At 34.7% G+C, this 20,656-nt stretch carries 22 protein-coding genes; 5 read left to right on the forward strand and 17 right to left on the reverse strand.

The window, feature by feature from the left end; all coding sequences use genetic code 11:
- Positions 1 to 57 precede the first annotated feature (57 nt).
- Complete coding sequence (locus K5R64_RS01735) at positions 58 to 2,784, forward strand: DNA gyrase/topoisomerase IV subunit A (RefSeq protein WP_220760215.1); 2,727 nt, start codon at positions 58 to 60, stop codon at positions 2,782 to 2,784.
- Between the two features lie 69 nt (positions 2,785 to 2,853).
- On the opposite strand, the gene K5R64_RS01740 is transcribed toward K5R64_RS01735, so the two are convergent.
- Positions 2,854 to 4,314: a TonB-dependent receptor gene (locus K5R64_RS01740; RefSeq protein ID WP_220760216.1), complete on the reverse strand. Its 1,461-nt coding sequence runs from the start codon at positions 4,312 to 4,314 to the stop codon at positions 2,854 to 2,856.
- A gap of 98 nt (positions 4,315 to 4,412) precedes the next feature.
- Between K5R64_RS01740 and K5R64_RS01745 the strand changes: the two genes are divergently transcribed.
- Together K5R64_RS01745 and K5R64_RS01750 are read left to right on the forward strand one after the other, a co-directional pair.
- A complete protein-coding gene (locus tag K5R64_RS01745) occupies positions 4,413 to 5,177 on the forward strand; it encodes an MBL fold metallo-hydrolase (RefSeq protein WP_220760217.1) in 765 nt (254 codons plus the stop codon).
- Positions 5,178 to 5,188: 11 nt separating this feature from the next.
- Positions 5,189 to 5,689, forward strand: coding sequence for a hypothetical protein (locus K5R64_RS01750; protein WP_220760219.1), 501 nt, complete (start codon positions 5,189 to 5,191; stop codon positions 5,687 to 5,689).
- Positions 5,690 to 5,717: 28 nt separating this feature from the next.
- On the opposite strand, the gene K5R64_RS01755 is transcribed toward K5R64_RS01750, so the two are convergent.
- From K5R64_RS01755 to K5R64_RS01780, 6 genes are read right to left on the reverse strand one after another with little or no spacing between them, the layout of a single operon-like run.
- Positions 5,718 to 5,972, reverse strand: a complete 255-nt coding sequence (locus K5R64_RS01755) for a hypothetical protein (RefSeq protein ID WP_220760221.1) — start codon at positions 5,970 to 5,972, stop codon at positions 5,718 to 5,720.
- 14 nt (positions 5,973 to 5,986) lie between these two features.
- Positions 5,987 to 6,373 carry a nuclear transport factor 2 family protein gene (locus tag K5R64_RS01760; protein WP_220760223.1) on the reverse strand — a complete coding sequence of 129 codons (387 nt, stop codon included), beginning with the start codon at positions 6,371 to 6,373 and terminating at the stop codon, positions 5,987 to 5,989.
- Between the two features lie 55 nt (positions 6,374 to 6,428).
- Positions 6,429 to 6,788 carry an iron chaperone gene (locus tag K5R64_RS01765; RefSeq protein WP_220760225.1) on the reverse strand — a complete coding sequence of 120 codons (360 nt, stop codon included), beginning with the start codon at positions 6,786 to 6,788 and terminating at the stop codon, positions 6,429 to 6,431.
- A 6-nt stretch (positions 6,789 to 6,794) separates the two neighbouring features.
- The gene (locus tag K5R64_RS01770; protein WP_220760227.1) at positions 6,795 to 7,178 is read right to left on the reverse strand and encodes a DoxX family protein; all 384 of its coding nucleotides are present in this window, start codon (positions 7,176 to 7,178) and stop codon (positions 6,795 to 6,797) included.
- 38 nt (positions 7,179 to 7,216) lie between these two features.
- Positions 7,217 to 7,642, reverse strand: a complete 426-nt coding sequence (locus tag K5R64_RS01775; protein ID WP_220760229.1) for a VOC family protein — start codon at positions 7,640 to 7,642, stop codon at positions 7,217 to 7,219.
- Between the two features lie 17 nt (positions 7,643 to 7,659).
- Positions 7,660 to 8,091, reverse strand: a complete 432-nt coding sequence (locus tag K5R64_RS01780) for an SRPBCC family protein (RefSeq protein ID WP_220760232.1) — start codon at positions 8,089 to 8,091, stop codon at positions 7,660 to 7,662.
- Between the two features lie 136 nt (positions 8,092 to 8,227).
- Here K5R64_RS01780 and K5R64_RS01785 point away from each other — a divergent pair, with 136 nt between their 5' ends.
- Positions 8,228 to 9,205: a GlxA family transcriptional regulator gene (locus tag K5R64_RS01785; RefSeq protein ID WP_220760234.1), complete on the forward strand. Its 978-nt coding sequence runs from the start codon at positions 8,228 to 8,230 to the stop codon at positions 9,203 to 9,205.
- Positions 9,206 to 9,229: 24 nt separating this feature from the next.
- Here the strand turns inward: K5R64_RS01785 and K5R64_RS01790 are convergent, their stop codons facing one another.
- The 4 genes from K5R64_RS01790 to K5R64_RS01805 are packed head-to-tail and all read right to left on the reverse strand — an operon-like array spanning position 9,230 to position 14,382.
- Positions 9,230 to 10,219 (reverse strand): FAD:protein FMN transferase, encoded by a 990-nt coding sequence (locus tag K5R64_RS01790; RefSeq protein ID WP_220760235.1) that lies wholly within the window; start codon positions 10,217 to 10,219, stop codon positions 9,230 to 9,232.
- 3 nt (positions 10,220 to 10,222) lie between these two features.
- On the reverse strand, positions 10,223 to 12,391 hold the full coding sequence (locus K5R64_RS01795) for a PepSY domain-containing protein (protein ID WP_220760237.1): 2,169 nt from the start codon (positions 12,389 to 12,391) through the stop codon (positions 10,223 to 10,225).
- Positions 12,392 to 12,398: 7 nt separating this feature from the next.
- On the reverse strand, positions 12,399 to 12,881 hold the full coding sequence (locus K5R64_RS01800; protein WP_220760239.1) for a DUF2271 domain-containing protein: 483 nt from the start codon (positions 12,879 to 12,881) through the stop codon (positions 12,399 to 12,401).
- Positions 12,882 to 12,885: 4 nt separating this feature from the next.
- A complete protein-coding gene (locus K5R64_RS01805; RefSeq protein WP_220760241.1) occupies positions 12,886 to 14,382 on the reverse strand; it encodes an ankyrin repeat domain-containing protein in 1,497 nt (498 codons plus the stop codon).
- Between the two features lie 201 nt (positions 14,383 to 14,583).
- Between K5R64_RS01805 and K5R64_RS01810 the strand changes: the two genes are divergently transcribed.
- On the forward strand, positions 14,584 to 15,210 hold the full coding sequence (locus K5R64_RS01810) for a M15 family metallopeptidase (RefSeq protein ID WP_374758125.1): 627 nt from the start codon (positions 14,584 to 14,586) through the stop codon (positions 15,208 to 15,210).
- 71 nt (positions 15,211 to 15,281) lie between these two features.
- Here the strand turns inward: K5R64_RS01810 and K5R64_RS01815 are convergent, their stop codons facing one another.
- Genes K5R64_RS01815 through tsaD form a run of 6 tightly spaced genes read right to left on the reverse strand, consistent with a single transcriptional unit; the run spans position 15,282 to position 20,563 of the window.
- Positions 15,282 to 15,848, reverse strand: coding sequence for a hypothetical protein (locus tag K5R64_RS01815; RefSeq protein WP_220760245.1), 567 nt, complete (start codon positions 15,846 to 15,848; stop codon positions 15,282 to 15,284).
- 8 nt (positions 15,849 to 15,856) lie between these two features.
- Positions 15,857 to 17,038, reverse strand: coding sequence for a class I SAM-dependent methyltransferase (locus K5R64_RS01820; protein WP_220760247.1), 1,182 nt, complete (start codon positions 17,036 to 17,038; stop codon positions 15,857 to 15,859).
- Positions 17,039 to 17,041: 3 nt separating this feature from the next.
- The gene (locus tag K5R64_RS01825) at positions 17,042 to 18,133 is read right to left on the reverse strand and encodes an AI-2E family transporter (RefSeq protein ID WP_220760249.1); all 1,092 of its coding nucleotides are present in this window, start codon (positions 18,131 to 18,133) and stop codon (positions 17,042 to 17,044) included.
- A 48-nt stretch (positions 18,134 to 18,181) separates the two neighbouring features.
- Positions 18,182 to 18,820 (reverse strand): DUF4159 domain-containing protein, encoded by a 639-nt coding sequence (locus K5R64_RS01830; RefSeq protein WP_220760251.1) that lies wholly within the window; start codon positions 18,818 to 18,820, stop codon positions 18,182 to 18,184.
- 6 nt (positions 18,821 to 18,826) lie between these two features.
- Entirely contained in the window at positions 18,827 to 19,537 is a 711-nt protein-coding gene (locus K5R64_RS01835) for a 16S rRNA (uracil(1498)-N(3))-methyltransferase (RefSeq protein WP_220760253.1), read from the reverse strand.
- 3 nt (positions 19,538 to 19,540) lie between these two features.
- A complete protein-coding gene (gene tsaD / locus K5R64_RS01840) occupies positions 19,541 to 20,563 on the reverse strand; it encodes a tRNA (adenosine(37)-N6)-threonylcarbamoyltransferase complex transferase subunit TsaD (RefSeq protein ID WP_220760255.1) in 1,023 nt (340 codons plus the stop codon).
- Positions 20,564 to 20,656 lie beyond the last annotated feature (93 nt).

Below are 20,656 nucleotides of genomic sequence, written 5' to 3' on the forward strand. Positions count from 1 at the left end.
CAAACAGAATTTTAAGTAATTTGTATAACCCATACCTCTAATTTCGAAAAGAAATAAATGAAAGACGAAGAAGAAGACGATAACATCATTCCAAATTCCGAAGAGGAGCATAATTTAGATAAGACAACTTCTGAAGAAAATTTAGAAGAAGCCGAAGAAATTATTGAAGTGAATGCCAAACAATATGAAGGGGGGCATTTTTACGACAATGATAGCGGTGATAGCGATACCATTACCAAAGTTACAGGAATGTACAAAGATTGGTTTTTGGATTACGCTTCCTATGTTATTTTGGAACGTGCTGTACCGGCTATCGAAGACGGGTTCAAACCCGTACAACGTCGTATTATGCATTCGTTAAAAGAATTAGACGATGGTCGTTACAATAAGGTAGCCAATGTTGTAGGACACACCATGCAGTATCACCCTCACGGAGATGCTAGTATTGGTGATGCAATGGTACAAATTGGTCAAAAAGACCTGTTAATTGACTGCCAAGGGAACTGGGGGAATATACTCACGGGTGACGGTGCGGCAGCTTCGCGTTATATTGAAGCGCGTTTGTCTAAATTTGCTTTAGAGGTTTTGTATTCGCCTAAGATTACCGACTGGGGATTGTCTTATGATGGACGAAAAGCAGAACCAATCAACTTACCGGTCAAATTTCCATTGTTACTCGCGCAAGGTGCTGAAGGAATCGCAGTAGGACTTTCGACTAAAATTTTGCCTCATAATTTCAATGAATTAATTGATGCTTCTATTAAAATATTAAAAGGGAAATCTTTCACTCTTTATCCTGATTTTATGACACAAGGGATTGCTGATGTGTCTAACTACAATGATGGAATGCGTGGAGGACGTGTGCGTGTAAGGGCAAAGATTTCACAATTGGATAAAAGTACTTTGGTTATTACCCAAATTCCGTTTTCAACCAATACGACCACTTTGATTGATAGTATATTGAAAGCCAATGAAAAAGGGAAAATAAAAGTAAAAAAAATAGAAGACAATACCGCTGCTGAGGTTGAAATATTAATTCATCTGTATCCAGGTGTTTCGCCTGATAAAACTATCGATGCTTTATTTGCTTTTACAGCTTGTGAAACTTCGGTAGCACCTTTGGGTTGTGTGATTGAAGATAACAAACCGTTGTTTATTGGAGTATCGGATATGTTGAAAATTTCGACTCATCGCACGGTTGATTTACTCAAAAAAGAGCTCGAAATTCAGCTCGATGAATTGGAAAACAAATGGCATTTTTCAACCTTAGAAAAAATCTTCATTCGTGAAGAAATGTACATTGATTTCAAATTGTATTCGGATAAAGAATCGTTATTTGAATACATGTACAAACGATTTGAACCTTTTCAGAAGAGTTTTGTACGCGCCATTCATGATGAGGATTTGCAAAAGTTAACGCAAATTCCAATGATTCGTATTACCCGTTTTGACTCGGATAAAGCGGATGATGTTATTGCGAAACTGGAAGCCGAAATGGAGCAGGTGAAATACGATTTAGAGCATTTGACAGATTTTGCGATAGCTTATTTTACTCGATTAAAAGAAAAATACGGAAAAGGAAGAGAGCGTAAAACAGAGCTTCGTGTTTTTGATGATATCGAAGCGACCAAAGTGGTCTTGCGTAACACCAAATTATACGTGAATCGCGAAGAAGGTTTTGTAGGGACCAGCTTAAAACGTGATGAATATGTAACCGATTGTTCGGATATTGATGATGTAATTGTGTTTTTGCGTGATGGAAACATGATGGTTACCAAGGTTGATGCTAAGACTTTTGTGGGTAAAGATATTATTCATGTGTCTATTTTTGACAAAAGTGATAAACGCACCATTTACAATATGATTTATCGCGATGGTAAATCGGGCCCGTCCTATATCAAACGCTTTAATGTTTCGGGAATTACAAGAGATAAACTATATGATTTAACCAATGGAACCAAAGGGTCACAAATTTTATATTTCACCCACAATCCAAATGGTGAAGCAGAAGTCATTACTATATTGTTGAGACAAGTAGGTAGCATTAAAAAATTGAAATGGGATTTGGATTTTGCCAAAATAGCCATTAAAGGACGTGCTTCTAAAGGGAATTTAGTTTCAAAATACCCAATTAAGAAAATCGAAATTAAAGAAAAAGGAATTTCGACTTTGTTGCCAAGAAAAGTTTGGTTTGATGATACGGTTCAGCGTTTGAATGTGGATGCAAGAGGGGAGTTACTAGGGGAATTTAGGCCAAGTGATAAAATTTTAATTATTCTTCAATCAGGGAAATTAAAGGTCATCACACCAGAATTATCTACTCATTTTGACGAAGATATGATTGTACTTGAAAAATGGATTCCTAAAAAACCAATTTCAGCCATATACTATGACGGTGAAAAGGAACGCTATTATTTGAAACGTTTTTTGGTCGAAACCGAAAATAAAGAAGAAACCTTTATTACGGAGCATCCAAATTCTAGATTAGAAATTGTTTCAACCGATTATCGCCCCGTGGCCGAGTTGGTTTTTCCAAAAATAAAAGGAGTACAAAAGGAAAGTGTCACGGTTGACGTAGAAGCTTTTATTGCAGTAAAAGGATTTAAGGCCTTAGGAAATCAATTGACCACAGATAAGTTAAAGCAAGTGAATCTCTTGGAACCATTGCCTTATGAAGCACCCGAAGAAGTTGTTGCTGAAGAGCTTGAGGTAAAAGAAGCTCATGATGGCGATGATTCAGATATTCAACTCGATGAAGATGGACAAATTATATTGTTTCAATAAAGAGTACACTTTGATGCATAAAAAACGGGGCTGTTTAGCCCCGTTTTTAGTATGTTGAATTTGGATTGTTTAGTGGTTTTCTTCTAAGAATTTACTAGGTTCATAACCAAACAAATGATCTTTTTTGATCAATTCGGCGATACCCACTGGTAACATGCGTTCCCAACCTGGTTTGCCATTTTGAATCATTTTGAGTACTTCACGAGAAAATACTTGAAGGTTCTCACGGTCATAATCTTCGATGTCAATTACTTTTCCGTTGAATTTAAAGAATTTGTATAATTCTTTCATTCGCGGATGTACTTTTAAGTTTTGTGACGTACTGATTTCTCCATTTTCTTCTAGCATTGGATATAAAAATACTTTCATATCTCGGAAGAATAATTTTCCAAAAGCTTCTAGGATTCCTCCACTTAAATGGCGGTAATATTTTTCATCAAAAATATCAATCAAGTTGTTCACTCCCATAGCAAGTCCCATTCTTGCTTTGGTGTAGTTAGAGAAATATTCCACAACTTTGTAATATTCTTGGAAATTTGAAATCATTACTGTTTGTCCCAAAGAGCAAAGTAATTCGGCTCTATCCATAAAATCACGTTCGTCGATTTCTCCATCAGAACGTAAGTTAGAAAGGGTAATTTCAAATATTACTAAAGTATTCTTTTCTTCAACTTTATTTTCTTTCAGGAACATATCAAGCGATTTTTGATACATGTCCATATTTACCTTGGTTACTGGTCTAAAACTTCCTCTGAGTGCCAAGATGTTCTTTTTGTATAAAATGGCAGCAGGAAGAATGTTTTTTCCGTTAGGATTGAACATTACCGCATCCGTCATTCCGTTTTTGACTAGCTGTAAACTCATCAATCGGTTATCAACATCTGCAAATCGGGGGCCAGAGAAATTAATGGTATCAATTTCTAGTTGGTCTTTATCCAAGTGATCATAAAGATAACGCAATAATTTTTTAGGGTCATTGTATTTATAATAAGCACCGTAAATTAAGTTTACACCAAGAATTCCTAACGTTTCTTGTTGCAATCGTACATCGGTCTCTTTAAAACGAATGTGAAGTATGATTTCGTTATAGGCTTCTTCAGGGTCAATTTGGTAACTAATTCCCACCCAACCATGGCCTTTGTATTGTTTGGCAAAATCAATTGTGGCTACGGTATTGGCATAACTAAAAAACATTTTGTTAGGATGTTTTTCTCTGCTCAAACGTTTTTCAATCAAATTTACCTCGTGCGAAAGCATTTTTTTAAGACGACTTTCAGTTACATAGCGTCCGTCACTTTCTTCACCGTACACGGCATCACTAAAGTCTTTGTCATAAGCTGACATTGCTTTTGCGATGGTTCCAGATGAGCCACCAGCTCTAAAGAAGTGTCTCACAGTCTCTTGTCCCGCTCCAATTTCGGCAAAAGTTCCGTAAATATTTTCATTTAAATTAATGCGAAGTGCCTTGTCCTTAATAGAAGGAATTTGTTCGATGACTTTGTCACCTTTCAATTTAATCTCAGTACCCATTTTTTTTGTGTAAAATTGGCTAATATGTCACAAAGTTAATGAATTTGATAACTAATGAAAGATATTTAATATTATTTTTGTAAAAAAAATAAAGAGATTTGAAAGTATATTTTTTAGGAACAGGTACCTCTCAAGGAATCCCAATTATTGGTAGTGACCATCCTGTATGTTTAAGTACGGATGAAAAAGATAAGAGGCTTCGTGTATCTATCTGGATACAATGGGGGGAACATTCCTATGTAATAGATTGCGGACCCGATTTTAGACAACAGATGTTGCGTGCCAATTGTAAAAAAGTCGATGGTATATTGTTTACCCATGAACATGCTGACCATACCGCTGGTATTGATGATATCCGTCCGTTTAATTTCAGACAGGGTGAAATGCCATTTTATGCCCATCCTCGTGTTATTGAGAACATAAAAAAACGCTTTGACTATGTTTTTTTGACCGAAAATAAATACCCAGGCGCTCCTTCAGTTAAAACCTATTCTGTGACTAATAATTATCCCTTTGTATTAGGAAACAAAACCATCATACCTATTGATGTTATGCATGGTAATTTACAGGTTTTTGGGTATAGAATTGATGATTTTGCTTATTTAACTGATGTAAAAACCATTGACGAGAAGGAAATTGCTAAACTTCAAAATCTAAAAGTTTTGGTGGTCAATGCACTACGGGAAGAACCTCATTTTTCACATTTTAATTTACAAGAAGCTCTTGATTTTATTGCACTTGTCAAGCCTGAAAAAGCTTATCTTACCCATATTAGCCACATTATGGGCTTCCATGAAGAAGTGCAAAAAAAGCTACCTGACAACGTATTCCTAGCCTACGACAATTTAGAAATTACTATATAATACCTTTTGAAATGAAAAGATCATTTTTACTTTATTCCTTTATATTATTGATATTGATAACTATTTTTACTTATGCTTATTACAGTAAAGAAGCAGCATTTGAAAAAAATAGGTATGAAAAAGTCTCTAAGCGTTTAAAAGATAGTTTGGCCTCGTTGTCATCTCAATTAAGAGAAGCAAACTATTTTTCGTTGGAAAACAATGAAAATGCTCAAAATTATTTTGATAATTTAAATCCTCAAAAAACAATTCAGTATGATAAACTGATTCCGTATGTAACGGAAAAGCTATTGGACTTTAATTCTAATCCTAAAGGGAATCCTTATACAGGTCAAGATCAAATAGGAGCTAATAAGTTTGTCATCAACAAAGTGAAAATTCTAAATCATCGTTGGATTATTGTAGATTATAGCGATGGAGATATGTGGGGTGAGGCCTTACTGAAGTATTTTGTAAACGATGATATGACCGTTTCTTTTGAAGTGATACAATCCTTATTGTATCAAAAGTAAGGTGTTTTTTGAGTTGTACTTTAAAAACTCAATCCATTACCTCAATGGAATGGTTGTAATGGGTAACCAACAGAATAATTTCGTGTATGTTAATGGGAAGACTTGTTGATACAATACGTAAAATTTTATCACAATCTTCAAGATCAAAATTGCAAGTAAGGTAGGGGTATTTTATTTTAATCTCTTGTAGAATCATCATGGCGCATGGTAGCTCTAAGACGTCTGTTTTAAAAAGTTCAAAAAAAAGAACTTCTGTTTCATGTGAAGGTAAATGACGTTCCATTTTTTTATAGTTCTCTATTTGGATTTTTTTGCTCCTAAAAGATATGAATCGATTGTTTTTAAAATTAGACTTCCTGCACTTTTAAAACGATAAATATCACAAAAACTATAGCTTTTTCTGTTAATTGAAAATGTACCATTTACGGCCGCAACTGCTCCGTGGGTAATGATGTTTTCTATGGTGATTTCATCAGCGGTGAAAGCACTCATCGATATGATTTCATCTTGAAACTGTTTTTTGCCCGTTATTGTTTTGTCCCCATGAATGGTCCATTGAATGTTTTCGTCAATGTGTGTTAAAAAGGAGGCGACATTACCAGTAGCAAAAGCAATATTGAAGTTTTTTATAAATTCCTTTTTGGGTGCATTATTGCAATTTACTTGTACATTTATTTTAATCATGATGAAAATAGAATAATTGGTTTTAGGTATTATTTGAGGAATTTTAGTTTAATTATTAAGGTTTGTTTTTGTTTTCATTTAACCTAAATCGACAAATATCAGCAATCAATTTTTCAGGGAGTTCTAGGTGTAATGGGAATTGTATGGAGCCTTTGGCGAAGGTATATTGGTGCAATTCACTTTCAAATTTTTTTATGGCCGAAGGTGTAGGATAAAAACCGATATGTTTTGAAAAAAGTGCAAAATATACGAGATTTCCATTGTATTTGTAAACTGGCATATTGTAACTAATACCTTCTGATGCTTCAGGTATAGCCTGTTGGATAATCGCTCTCAAGGCTTCCATTTTAGGAAGGTGTTTTTGGGGTAATGCCTGAAAATAAGCCTCTACTGAAGTGAATTTAGTACCGTTCATATCGTTTTAGGTAATTTGTTCTGTTTGTATTTTATGGAAATAGCAATATGAAGTCATAAGAATTCCAAGTATAATTAAGGGGAAAATAGCTTCGAATCCAAATCCATCTACAGCTGAATGGCTGATGCAAGCAAATAAAAAATTAAACGTAAATCCAGCATAGGCCCACTCTTTTAGACGTTTGGAAACTTGAGGAATAATTAAAATTAAAGCTCCTGTAATCTTAAATAACACTAAGGCAGTACCAAAATATGAAGGATATCCTAGATGTTTAATCCCTTCTTTGGCTAATTCGGTTTGTGAGGTGAGTGCGGGTATTACGCCTTCAAACAAAAAGAGGAGTATGGTAGTAGTCCAAAAAATAATCTTATGTTTTTTAGTCGTGGTCATAGGAATTTGTTAGTTTGTATATTTAAAGGAAAAAGTGATTAAGCGTCAATTAGAGTTTGGATGTCTAATTTAGACATCGTCATATACGCCTCGCTCACTCGTTTTGCTTTTTCAGGGTCTTTCATGAGTTCTCCTAAAATTTTGGGAACTACTTGCCAAGAAACACCAAATGGGTCTTTGCACCAACCGCATCTACTTTCTTGACCTCCATTGCTAGTAAGTTGATGCCAATAATAGTCAAGTTCGACTTGGTCTTGGCATTCGATAACAAAGGATACTGCTTCTGATTGTTTGAAAGCAGTTCCGCCATTTAGCCCCATTAAGGTACGGCCATTGAGTTCACAATGTACCACAAGCGGACTTTCGAAAGTGATTTTCGAATTTGGAAAAATGCTACAATAAAATTCAAATGCTTCTTTGGCTTCATCAGTAAACCAAAGACAAGGATAAATTGGATTTGCCATTGTCAAATAAATTAAGGTTAGTTTGCTGTGTTTTCAGCGTATTTTTTAAAATTATCAAGTATAGACTGCCAACCACTTTTTTGTAATTCGATAGTATTTTCAGTTTCAGCTTCAAAAGATTGAATGATATGGATGCTATTTTCCTGATGAATAAATTGAGTTGTTACTTTTCTATTATCTTCCATGGTGTAGGCTATAGCGTGATGGGGTTCAATCACATCATATTTTCCGTTAAAATCAAATCCAAAGCTTCCATCTTTGGCTTCCATTCGAAAAGAAAATGAACCACCAACTTTAAAGTCTTGGATAGCCTTAGGTGTATGCCAGTCAGGGGAAGCTGTATTCCATTGAATAATGTGTTCAGGAGTGATCCAAAAATCCCATATTTTAGTAATTGGCGCCTTAATTGTGGCTTCGATAGTAATAATGGTTTTGTTTGAATTTTGCATGCTGTTGAAGATTTAAGGGTTTGTTATACAAATATCTAACAGTTTTTACTTTTTTTAATTGTGTGGTGATGACAACTTTGGGGGGTAATTACGACAGATTTTAGTATCTTTAGCGTTCTATTTTTCTCTATAAATCATGAAAAAAATTACAGTTTTAGTTCCCGAAAATGCCGTAATTGAAGCAATCAGTCCTGCTTATAGGTTGTTCAAGACGGCTAATGAATTTTTGGAAAACAGTGGTAAAAAACCATTGTTTATTGTAGAATATGTAGGCTTACATAATCAAGTTATTACCAATGATGGTGAATATATTGTAAAAACGCATCGCTTGATTCACGAAGTAACTCAAACAGATGTGGTTATTATTCCCGCTATTTATGGAGCGATAAACGATGCAATTGTTGCGAATCAAGAAGCAATTGCATGGATAAAAAAAATGTATGCCAATGGGAGCGAAGTCGCTAGCTTGTGTATAGGGGCATTTTTACTAGCCGAGACAGGATTAGTCAACGGAAAAAAATGTTCTACCCATTGGGCTTACTATAATACGTTTCGTGAAAAATACCCTGAAGTTGAAATTGTAGATGGGGCAGTAATAACGGATGAAGGGACAATTTATTCAAGTGGTGGGGCTAATTCATTGTGGAATTTATTGTTTTATTTATTGGAAAAATATGCGGATAGGGAAACGGCTGTGCTAGCGTCTAAATTTTTTGCTATTGATATTGATCGTAGCAGTCAAGCTGCATTTGCTTTGTTTGTGGGACAAAAAGAACATGATGATATTGAAATTCAAAAAGCACAAGAACACATTGAAGCCAATTATCATGATAAAATGACGATTGATGAGTTAGCTACTATTTTTAAGATTGGACGGCGCACCTTTGAAAGACGTTTTAAGGCAGCCACTAACAATACCATCATCGAATATATTCAAAGAGTCAAAGTAGAGGCTGCGAAGCGAAGTTTTGAAAATAGCAGAAAAAATATCAGCGAAGTGATGTATGCTGTAGGGTATTCCGACACAAAGGCTTTTAGAGATTTATTTAAAAAAGTAACCGGATTAACTCCAATTGAATACCGCAATAAATACAATAAAACAGCAATTAGTTAATTAAGCTTGATTGCTCGCTTGGGATTATAGTTTTTCAAAGTTCAAATTTTTGGATTTCCATGTTTTTCCCTTGTCACTAATAATGACATACTGGTAATCTGGAAACTTCTTTAAGAGCATTAGACCTTCTTTTTTGCCTAAAACCATGATGGATGTACTCAAACCATTGGCTTGCTCAGCACTTGGTCCTACAATAGTTACGCTACACAGCCCTGTAGAAGGATAGCCCGTTGCAGGATTGATGATGTGTGAATATCTTTTACCATCCAGAATCACATATTTTTCATAACTGCCTGAAGTAGTTATCGCTCCCTCTTCAACAGAAATTACCCCTAGCAAATCTGTAGATTGAAAAGGATTTGTTACTCCTATATTCCAAGGTTTTCCATTGGGATGTTTCCCCCATACACTCATGTCTCCAGTGGCATTGATGATCCCAGCTTGTATTCCTTTTTTAAGCATCATAGTACGACATTTATCGGTGGCATACCCTTCGCCTAATGCCCCAAAACCAATTTTCATTCCTTTATTTTTAAGGAAAATGGTCGATTGAATGGTGTCAATTTCGATATTTTGATACCCTACTTTTGCAACAGATTTTTTTACGGTCATTGCTGAAGGCATTTGGGTCATGGAGCCGTCGAATTTCCAAATTTTATCCATTGCTGCGAAACTAATATCAAAAGCCCCCTTGGTAATAGAAGATAATTTTAATGCTCTCTGAGTTAACTGTATCACTTCGGAATCAACTTTTACAGCTTGAATTCCTGCATTTTGATTGACTTTCGAGATTTGAGAATCGGGTTTCCAGTCGGAGATAAGGTTTTCTATGCGAGCAATTTCGGTAATAATTTCATCAATATTTTCTTCGGCAGTTATAGAGTCTTTAGCGACTAGCGTAATCTCAAAACGTCCGCCCATAAGGACAGTTGATCTCTTACGAAGTGTTTGAGCTTGGCAAATAAAACCCAAGAAAATAATTAAAAATAAGGTATTGAAAAGCTTGAGTTTCATTAGTTAATAGCAATCTGTTAGGATTTGACCTTTTTGTTTGTGGTGTTCTAAGGTAGTTCCTGTATTGGCTAGACAAAATTTATTTAATACTTTCTCTACATCTTGTTGCATGGTCAAGGAGCCACAAATCATAATTATGCCTTCATGCATCAGTAAATTTATAAAAAAATTGGCATCTTGTTCAATTAAGTCCATGACATAACAATGATTTTGCTCCCTAGAATAAGCAATTTGAAAGGATTTTAGATGTTTTTTTTGCATCATTTCGGTTGCAAATTTTTGATAATGCTTTGTTGTTTCGGTTTCCATCCTGAAACCACTGTACAAGTATATCTCGGTTTTTGTTTTATTTTCTTCAATCATTCCTAAAAATGGAGCTATTCCAGTTCCGTTAGAAATGAAAGCAACTTGTGGTGTTTTTTTTGGCAAGTGAAAATTTTCATTAGAGATAATACGAGCTTTTAGGAGTTCGCCTGGATTTAGATGATACAATAATCCTGAACCCAATCCTTCAGGGTGTAATTTCACCGATAATTGGATGTTTCCATTATGTTTCCCAATTGAATACAATCGTTCAATGTTGTCGTTGTTCGGGTAAATTGCTAACAAATCACCCGATTGAAATTTTGTTCTTTCATTAGGGCGCATCGTCAATATAAAAGTTGGATCTGTGGAGGTAATTGTAGTTTTGTCCAATACCATCATCTTTTGTAATCCTTTTGGAGGCTGGTTGTATAATGAGGGAGTGGTAGCCAATGCTATTTGGGTTTTATCAGACCATAATCGAACCCAATTGACAAATGCTACCGCTGATTTATCATTAACAGTTTGCAATTCCAGTAATCGACTAGCCCAAGGTTGTTTTTCGAGCAAGGCATCCAATTGACGTGCAAAACCACAAAAATCAGGATAGGCATAGGAACCAAAACCAATCACCGTAAAGTTGACGTTGTTTTTTTGACCTATTTTGGACAGCATCCCACTAAATTTACTGGCATTATGAGTAGCTTCACCTAAACCGTAGGTAGCAGCAAAAACAAGTAAATGTTCCGCTTTAGGATAAACTTGATAGGCGTTTAATTCGGATATAAAAGCTTTATGGCCTTGGGCGATTAATTGTTTTTGGATGGCAATTGCAAACCGAAACGTACTTCCGTTTTCAGAACCTACAAGCAATATAAAGGTACTTTCGTCAGCGCTATATTTGTTTTTGATGCGGTTTTCTCTCCTTTTAAAAGTCATAGCGAAACCCGAATAAATAAAGTACAGCAATCCAAAACAGGTCAAAATAAGAACTAAGGCCCATAGAACATTAGTTCTTCCGGTGTGAATGTCTAAACTCAAGGTTTGGATAGCTGTGGTTATTGGAAACAGAACTTCGTTGCTAATTTTATTAGTGTATTGGTTGACTTCAATTTTTCGATCTTTCAATTCAAAAATGAAATAATCTTCTTCATCATCAGAGAAAGGAAATTCTATTTTTTTAACCTGAGCTAGAGATATTTTTTTTAAATCAAAAGTGGCAGTTGTTGGAGTATTACTTTCATTAGGTTCGAATGACTCAAAAAGAGCCGTTTTTTCTAATGTCAAATAGACACCAGTAAGCGCGATGAGTACTAACGGAACCAAGGCAATACGCCCTAGGAATACATGGTAATATTGGGCTAAATAGTCTTTTACAATTTTATTAAAAAAATAACGCCAACTTTTTTGTCTTTTTAATAAAAGTGCTAGGCCTGAAATAGAGATGATCACTAATAAAAAAGAAATAAAACCCACAAAAAAACGTCCCGCTTCATGTAAAAATAATGAACGATGTAAAGCAGTTGTCCATTGGATAAAATCACTTTTCTTTTGTGGTTTTCCTAAAATTTTTCCAGTTTGCGGATCAATGTAGGCGTTCACATCATTCCCATCATTATCGATGCCTTGCAAGGTTACAAATTGCCTGTGGTCAATACGAAGTTCTGTGATTTCAGTATAGTTTTTTTGTAAGACAGGAAGGGCTTCAGCAAGTGAAATAGTCTCTAGATTTTGAACTTGGTAAGCAGGTATTTTCTCCTGTATCGCATCTACTCCCAAAATAATTCCAGTAAGAGCTGCAAAAATTAAAAATAAAGAAGAAAACACCGCTAATGCCAAGTGTGTGTAACGCCAAAAAGAAAGTGTCATCTATAGTTTATTGAATTTTACTAAAACGAACATATCTTATATATCCTTTTCCTTCTGTTTTTTCAGCAATGCCTGCAGTGGTAAGAGGTACCTCTACGTCAATGGTATGGTATTTTTGATCTTCTACTGCCGATTCAAATCGCAATTTATAACCACTGTTGAATTTAGAATCGTCTATTTCTAAGGTAGTGGTACTACGGTCTCCACCTGTAACTGAAGCTCCTGTTATAGCACTTATGTTGGATGGTTTTTTAGCATAAAATTTATGCCATTCTTTTAATGTTTTGTACCATTTTTTATCATCACCCATCACGTAAAGGGTTTTGTCGTATTCTCCTTTTGGATTGATTAATGAGACCACTACATAGGCACCTTCACCTGAATAATTCGCCATTTGTAACATGCATTTGTATTTGCTGCTTTGAGCGTTGGATTGTAATGAAAGGCATAATAAGGCACTTACGAATGATAATTGGAATAGGGTTTTCATTGTTTTATTTTAAAAATTCAACTGAGGTATTGTTTTTTGTTAAGGTTTCATTTTCTTTAGCCAAAGCATAAGCAGTTTCACCAAATTCAGTAGTGATGTCTTTTTTAGCGCCTAAAGATAATAGATATTTTAAAAGAGAGTCATCTTTTGCAATCATAGCGGCTTTATGCAATACAGTTAAACCATCTTGATTTTTATGGTTAATGTCAAGTTGTAAAGCAGTAATTTTTTTTAGTAAAGCCAAATCATTTTTAAGGATAGCAATATGGTACAAAGTACTTCCGTCTTTTTGGGGAGTGGTGATGTCAAAGCCTTTTTCTTGTAACAATTGTGTTTTGTTTGTAAAGGAATCTTGTTTGGCATCTATTTCCCGGCCTGTTTGAGGTTGATACGATTGGATAAGATGAAACGCAAGATTATTGCCATCTTTGTCAATTACATTCGGATTTACTCCGTTAGTGAGCAGTAAGGCAACTGCTTGGGATGTTCCAGATTTAACTGCCATTGTCAAGGCCGATTCTCCTTTTGTATTTACCGCATTCTTATTGTTTACGATAGGGAGCAATTGTTCAAGTGCAGCAGTATCACGTCCTGATGCAGCCAACATAAGAGGAGTAGTTCCTTCGTTATTCGCTTGGTTGGGGTTTACTCCTTTTTTTAAGAAGTAATTGATAATTTCATTTTGGTTAGGTTTGCGTACCAAATAATGAAGTACGGTCTCTCCCTCTTTGTTGGTAGTAGTTGGTTTTAACTTAGCCTCTTCAATTAAAAATTGAAAAACTTCCAACGTATTTGATTCTCTTCTGCTACCTTGAGCCGCCATTAAAAGTGCGTTATCAGTAGGTTTTATACCTTTTTGAATTAATTTTTTCATTAATTCAATGTTACCTGTGCGTGCTACATAATTAACAACAGTATTGCCCTCGTTGTCCATGTCCTTTAGTGACAATCCTTTAGTGATAAAATATTGGGTCAATTCTAAATCTTTGTCACCTGCGATGGCTAGCATCAATAGCGTTGCACCTTCTTTATTTTTTTTCTTCGGGTCTATGCCTGCTTTAAAAAAAGTTTCATACAATGCTGTGTCTTTTACGCCAGCTGATGCTGCAAATGTTAAGGGTGTGGTGCCATGGCTATCTTCTAGGTTGATGTTAGCGCCTTTGGCGATTAAATAGTTGACGATAGGTAAATTCCCTTTGTAGGACGCCCAGTGTAAATAATTTCGGTTGTCGTGAGTAGATTTGTTGACACTATTACCAGGTTGCTCTAATAGAAATTGAATCGTTGCCACAGGAGCATCGTTATTAATTGCATACACTACAGGATCAAAAGCCCTATCATTGCTTTCAGAGGGATTGTTTCCCTTTGAGATTTCGTTTTGGACCATTGAAATTTCAGTTGTAGGTTTCCAAAACGTAGGATTTAACAAACTGTTTTTTTGCTGTGCACTAGCCAGTACACTCGTCAGCAAGCCGCAATAAATGAAGAATTTTTTGTTCATAATTTAGGAAGTAGTGTTATCGAGTATTTATTTAGAATAAATAAAAATAATGCAAATGTATGATTATTTTTGGATGCACCAAGGTTGAGCCATAAAAAAATATCAAAAAATAAAAATGAGAACCTTTATTCTTTTTCTTTTTTTATTTTTATCAAAAAAAGCATGCATAAATTTTTTCAAATAGGCTTTCTTATGACAAGTATGATTTTTTTAACGGCTTGTCATTCGAGTTTACCATTAAGTGTAAGTAGTTTAAATCCGTTTCCGCAAGTGGAGGACACAACTTTTGTAAATTTAAAAGAGTATAGTTCGGATTTTATTTATGATATGAAATATGCTACCGAGGATAATTTTTTGAAAGCAAAAGTATATGATTGTGCTTCGTGTTATTTGCGTTTAAAAACAGTTAAGGCATTAATTTTAGTCAATAAAGAATTTATGAAAAAAGGGTACCGAATCCAGCTATTTGACTGTTATAGGCCCTTGGATATTCAAAAAAAAATGTGGGCAATTGTCCCCAATCCTGAATATGTTGCCAATCCAGCTAAAGGGTCTATACACAATAGGGGTGGGGCTGTTGACATAACGCTAGTGGATAAAAATGGTAAAGAATTGGATATGGGAACCGCTTTTGATTTTTTTGGTCCAGAAGCCAGTCATGGTTATGAAAAATTATCCGATGAGGTTAAAAAAAACCGACAGCTATTAAAATCAATTATGACTGCAAAGTATTTTAATTCTTTTGATTCCGAGTGGTGGCATTACAACTTAAAAACAGCGTTGAACGATAAGGTTTCAAATGAAAAATGGGAATGTAACAGCAATTAATTCCGTATTTCGTACATTTTACAGGTTTAAAAAAACACTCGAAAGAGTTTTTTTTAGTTTGTAATTTAGTGCTATTCAATGCATTTAAGGTAATTCATAAAGTAAGTTTCGGGGAAATATACTTTTTGATTCATTTCTGAAGTAATTTCTTTTTTTACAACATAGTCATCTGTACTGGTGAGAAATTTAATTCGCAATAAGGTTACAGGCGAACTTTTGAGTTCTTCCATAGTACCTTTGATGAACATAAAAGTTCCAGTATTGATACGGTTGTCGTAGCCCTCGTTATTGCGTATCAAAGTGCCACAACTTTCTTTATTGATGTGTAAGAGTGTGATGATTTTTCCGTTTTGAAGTTGTAAATGCAGTTTCGAATTTTTATCAAAACATTTGGCCGAAATAAATTCTTTGCTTTTTTGAATCAATTGCACATTCAGTGCAGGAAAACCATTGTCAGAGGCTAAAGAACAGAAGATGTATTCGGATTTCCCAGCAAAGTTTTTTTCAGATATCAAATATTCATTCGTTAGCTTGTAAACGCCTAAAGAATCTTTAACATTGGTATTATAATTACAATCTTGTTGTGAAAAAGCAGAGAGACTAAAGGTAATTAATAAAAGAATAAATAAATTTTTCATATTTTTAATTATGGTGTTTTGGTGCAAATTAAAACTATTTTATGGTTATTGTCAATGGTTGTAAAAAAACAATAGGTATTACCGCCTTCTTTTATTTTCCATTTTTTCCGTATGTTTTCTACAGTTTCAGGAAAATTCCGAGTGGTTATATTAGCTTTTGTATTTTCTAAAGTACTTTTTAGTTCCGATTTAGTGTAAGAAATCATTTGATTGATTTGAAAGCAACGCCCAGGAAAATTAATTAATTCGTCTGAGGTATAAAGATGAGAGTGCTTGTGAAGTTTTACCAAGTTGAATTGTAGCGCTACTTCATCGAAACCACCTGATTTCATAATGGCACTATTGGGCTCGTAGATAAATTTTTTTGGTTCCCCATACGTAGGTAAAACGGGATTGGTTCCCCATATAAAAGAAAAAAATTCGGTTTTGTCTTTATGGATATGAGCTGTTTTTATGGTGATAGGCCCCTCATATTGGTGATGTATTTCCCAAAGTAATTCTTTTACTTCATTGTCCAAAGCAATAATGTGGATGTTTTTTACATTCTTCAATTCAGTTAAACCGCTACTTAGGTCTAATAATGGGGCTGTTTTGATGAGAATTTTATCTGAATACTGGAAATAAAAATCTAAATTTTCGGGTACATTGGGTAAACAATCTTCCAGCAAGAAAACCTTTCCTTTGGCGTCATTTCGTCGTGAAGGGTCAATGTATATCCAATCCCATTTTTGATTTAAAGTCTGCAAAATGGTAGCACTATCGCCTGTGTAGCAAGTAATATTGGTGGCGTTTAGTAGTGTCAGATTGTGTTGAACAAGTAACGAAAGAGCCTCATTTATTTCGCAATGTGCCACTTGTTGTATTGTTTTGGCAAAATAAAAATCATCCACACCAAAACCACCCGTTAAATCAATTAAGCTATGACCACTAACCAAATTCGATTTGTAAAAGGCTGTTTTTTCAGAGGAAGTTTGTTCTACTGAAATTTTTGAAGGATACATGATATTTTGTGTCCCAAACCAAGTGGGTAATTTGTCTTTTGCTTTCGTTTTGGCTTCAATTTGTTTCAGAATTTCTTTCCATTCCACAGAGGGAAAAGGATTTTTTTGTAAAGCTAATTTAGAAACTGCTATACCAATATTTTGGGTGATAAAATCTTGAATTTCAGAGGCTAATAATGGATGAAACACAATTTAAATATTTTCAGTTAAAACAGCAATAATTTTATTGTTTGGAAAAAACTCCTTGGCAACCACTTTTAAAATGGTGTAAATAGGCACCGCAATTACCATCCCAAATACCCCAAACAGAATACCACTTATTAAGATAACTAAAAAGATTTCAAGAGGATGTGATTTCACGCTTTTTGAAAAAATGATGGGTTGGTTGATGTTGTTATCGATGACTTGAACAATCAAAAATCCAATAATTACATAGATGGTTGTAGGCAACATTTCGGTTCTAAAATCCGTTCCTATACCTCCAATCAAGGTAAGTACTGCCGCAAGTAAAGTACCAATGATGGGACCTAAATAGGGAATAACATTCAGTAACGCACACAAAAATGCGATAATAAAAGCATTTTTAGAATTAAAAATGAGTAAAACAATTAAATACAATATAAAAACTACTGTCAATTGAATTAATAAACCAATAAAATAGCGTGTAAGCAATTGGTTCGTTTTGGCTATGGAGTTCAATATTTTTTCTTCGTTGTCATCAGGTAAAATCATTTTTGCTTTTTCCTTAAAGTACAATTGGTCTTTTAAAAAAAAGAAAGTAATAAAAAAAACAGACGCCAAACCCATACCAAATCCAGCTAGCAAATTGATAATAGAGTTTATAAAATCAGTAAAATAGTTGTAATTGATTTTAGACGAAATATCGGTTTCCTTAAGAAGTTCTTCTAGGTTAATGGGGTCGATATTGAAATAATTTTCAATATTGTTTTCCAAGGTTAAAAATTGATTTTGAAGTAAATGAGTATCTAATAGTGAAAGATTTTCTGCTTGTGCAATTATTAATGGAACAAATAATAGTATAAACCCAATGAGTAACGACATAAAAAACAAAAGGGTAATTATTGAGGCTATTGTTTGACTTAGTTTCAAACGATTATTCATGAAGCGCACAAATGGATTTGCTATCAGACAAAGTACTAACGAAATGACTAAGTACAAGATAACTGTTTGAATTTGGTATAAAAAATACAAACCAAGACAAGAAATTATCAGAAAACCAATGGCTTTCAAAATTCCGTTTGCGATTAGTCTAGAAGTAATCATAAAGAGTAGTTTTTGGTGAATTGCAAGTATTCTATAAATTCGATTTTCTTAATTATGGAAGATGTAATGAATAATATTAGCTCCCATTTTTAAAGCTTTTTCACGTATGGTTAAAGGGTCATTATTTACTTCGGTATTTTCCCATCCATCACCTAAATCACATTCGTATGTGTAAAGCAAAACCAATCTGTTTTTTACAAAAATACCAAAAGCTTGAGGACGTTTTTCGTCGTGTTCATGAATTTTGGGAAGTCCGTTAGGAAAAGCATAGGGCTGTTGGAAAAGAGGGTGGGTAGCGGGTATTTCTACCAAAGGAATAGCAGGGAAAAGTTTTTTTATTTCTTTTCGAATGTATGGGTCTAAACCATAATTATCGTCAATGTGTAAAAATCCGCCTGAGTTGAGGTAATTTTGAAGGTTTTTAACTTCGGCTTCATTGAAAACGACATTTCCATGTCCTGTTAAATGAACATAGGGATAAGAAAAAAGATTAGGACTAGCGGGAGTTACTGTAGCAGGTTTAGGATGGAGCGTGGTGTGAATGTTGTTGTTACAAAACTGTATTAAATTGGGCAAGGAGGTAGGATTAGCGTACCAATCTCCTCCGCCATTGTATTTAAGCAAAGCAATTTCTTGAGCGTAGCCCGAAAAAAAAAGTAACAAACTAAGAAAGTAAATAGGTTTCATACTTATTTAATTTTCATTAAAAAACACCACGCTATGACAGGCTACAACTGCAGCCGTTTCGGTTCTTAAACGGGTGTTTCCCAAAGATACTGCTTGGAATTTTTTTTCAAGTGCCAATTGAATTTCTTTTTCTGAAAAATCACCTTCTGGGCCTATGAGTACAGTAACATCCTCATTGGGTTTCAAAATAGATTTGAGTGTTTTTTTATTGGTCTCTTCGCAATGCGCAATCAATTGTAATCCACTAGATTTCGATTTCTGAATGAATTCTTTGAATGAAATAGCAGGATTTAATTTGGGTAAAAAGAGCTCATTGGACTGTTTTAAAGCAGATAAAATAATCTTTTCAAAGCGTTCCTGATTGATGTTTTTTCGTTCGGAGCGATCACAAATAATTGGGGTGATTTCTTGTATTCCTATTTCAGTTGCCTTTTCTAAAAACCACTCATAGCGGTCATTCATTTTGGTAGGAGCAACAGCAAGGTGCAAATGGAATTTAGGAGGACTCGCTTTACTAAACGAAAGAATCTCAACCGTACATTTAGTGTCAGAAGCGAGCACTATTTTCGTTTCAAATAATAATCCCAATCCATTCGTAACATGAAGAATAGCGCCATCTTTCTTTCGTAAAACTTTAATGATATGACGGCTTTCTTCTTTGTCAAAAGAAAAGCTTTCTGTGGTTGTAGTTAACTCAGGATTGTAAAATAATTGCATAACTTAAAATGGAATTCTTGCTTTTGACACTACAGCAGTAGTTTCAAATTGTTGTGATAAGTATTTTTGATAACCCACAATGCCAATCATCGCAGCGTTATCGGTTGTGTATTCAAATTTAGGGATGAAGGTTTTCCATCCATATTTTTGCTCGGCTTCTTTCAAAGTATTGCGAATACCAGAATTGGCCGATACTCCGCCTCCAATCGCCACTTGAGTGATTCCGGTTTCTTTGACCGCTAATTTAATTTTGTCCATCAATATTTCGATGATGGTATGTTGAATCGAAGCGCAAATATCATCTCTGTTTTCTTCGATGAAATTTTCGTTTGCCAATTTGTTTTTTTGGATAAAATATAAAATAGCTGTTTTGAGTCCTGAAAAACTGAAATCCAATCCAGGTACTTTAGGTTTGGTAAATGAGAAAGCTTTTGGATTACCCACTTGTGCGTATTTATCCACCAAAGGGCCACCGGGATAAGGAAGTCCTAGTATTTTAGCGGTTTTGTCAAAGGCTTCTCCTACGGCATCATCGGTAGTCTCACCAATAATTGTCATATCAAAATAACCATCTACACGGACAATTTGGGTATGCCCTCCACTAATTGTTAGTGCCAAAAAAGGGAATTCAGGTTTGTCATAACCTTCTTCATCTATAAAATGAGCCAATATATGAGCATGCATGTGGTTTACCGCGATCAAGGGAATACTTAAAGCTAGAGCCATAGATTTGGCAAACGAACTTCCTACTAAAAGAGAGCCCATAAGTCCAGGGCCTTGGGTAAAAGCAATGGCGTTCAACTGTTCTTTTTGAATATTGGCTTTCTTTAAGGCGGCATCGATTACTGGAACAATATTTTGTTGATGAGCTCTAGAGGCTAATTCAGGAACGACACCACCATATTGTGTATGTATTAACTGATTAGCAACAACATTTGATACTACTTTATCGTTATGTAAAATGGCGGCTGCAGTATCGTCGCAGGAACTTTCGATAGCGAGAATAAAAACCTCGGAATTTTGCATAAAAAAGGACAAATTTTGAGTTATATTTGGCGAACCGAATTTTAAATTCTTTAATTTTACGGCGCAGCCAAAATTAGCGAATTTTTGTGAAAG

This window comes from Flavobacterium sp. UMI-01 (assembly GCF_019656315.1).
GTDB lineage: Bacteria > Bacteroidota > Bacteroidia > Flavobacteriales > Flavobacteriaceae > Flavobacterium.

Coding starts and splice junctions, on each gene's coding strand:
- K5R64_RS01735 (WP_220760215.1), top strand. CDS start 58: ATGAAAGACGAAGAAGAAGACGATAACATCATTCCAAATTCCGAAGAG.
- K5R64_RS01740 (WP_220760216.1), bottom strand. CDS start 4,314: ATGGGTACTGAGATTAAATTGAAAGGTGACAAAGTCATCGAACAAATT.
- K5R64_RS01750 (WP_220760219.1), top strand. CDS start 5,189: ATGAAAAGATCATTTTTACTTTATTCCTTTATATTATTGATATTGATA.
- K5R64_RS01755 (WP_220760221.1), bottom strand. CDS start 5,972: ATGGAACGTCATTTACCTTCACATGAAACAGAAGTTCTTTTTTTTGAA.
- K5R64_RS01760 (WP_220760223.1), bottom strand. CDS start 6,373: ATGATTAAAATAAATGTACAAGTAAATTGCAATAATGCACCCAAAAAG.
- K5R64_RS01765 (WP_220760225.1), bottom strand. CDS start 6,788: ATGAACGGTACTAAATTCACTTCAGTAGAGGCTTATTTTCAGGCATTA.
- K5R64_RS01770 (WP_220760227.1), bottom strand. CDS start 7,178: ATGACCACGACTAAAAAACATAAGATTATTTTTTGGACTACTACCATA.
- K5R64_RS01775 (WP_220760229.1), bottom strand. CDS start 7,642: ATGGCAAATCCAATTTATCCTTGTCTTTGGTTTACTGATGAAGCCAAA.
- K5R64_RS01780 (WP_220760232.1), bottom strand. CDS start 8,091: ATGCAAAATTCAAACAAAACCATTATTACTATCGAAGCCACAATTAAG.
- K5R64_RS01785 (WP_220760234.1), top strand. CDS start 8,228: ATGAAAAAAATTACAGTTTTAGTTCCCGAAAATGCCGTAATTGAAGCA.
- K5R64_RS01790 (WP_220760235.1), bottom strand. CDS start 10,219: ATGAAACTCAAGCTTTTCAATACCTTATTTTTAATTATTTTCTTGGGT.
- K5R64_RS01795 (WP_220760237.1), bottom strand. CDS start 12,391: ATGACACTTTCTTTTTGGCGTTACACACACTTGGCATTAGCGGTGTTT.
- K5R64_RS01800 (WP_220760239.1), bottom strand. CDS start 12,881: ATGAAAACCCTATTCCAATTATCATTCGTAAGTGCCTTATTATGCCTT.
- K5R64_RS01805 (WP_220760241.1), bottom strand. CDS start 14,382: ATGAACAAAAAATTCTTCATTTATTGCGGCTTGCTGACGAGTGTACTG.
- K5R64_RS01810 (WP_374758125.1), top strand. CDS start 14,584: ATGATTTTTTTAACGGCTTGTCATTCGAGTTTACCATTAAGTGTAAGT.
- K5R64_RS01815 (WP_220760245.1), bottom strand. CDS start 15,848: ATGAAAAATTTATTTATTCTTTTATTAATTACCTTTAGTCTCTCTGCT.
- K5R64_RS01825 (WP_220760249.1), bottom strand. CDS start 18,133: ATGATTACTTCTAGACTAATCGCAAACGGAATTTTGAAAGCCATTGGT.
- K5R64_RS01830 (WP_220760251.1), bottom strand. CDS start 18,820: ATGAAACCTATTTACTTTCTTAGTTTGTTACTTTTTTTTTCGGGCTAC.
- K5R64_RS01835 (WP_220760253.1), bottom strand. CDS start 19,537: ATGCAATTATTTTACAATCCTGAGTTAACTACAACCACAGAAAGCTTT.
- tsaD (WP_220760255.1), bottom strand. CDS start 20,563: ATGCAAAATTCCGAGGTTTTTATTCTCGCTATCGAAAGTTCCTGCGAC.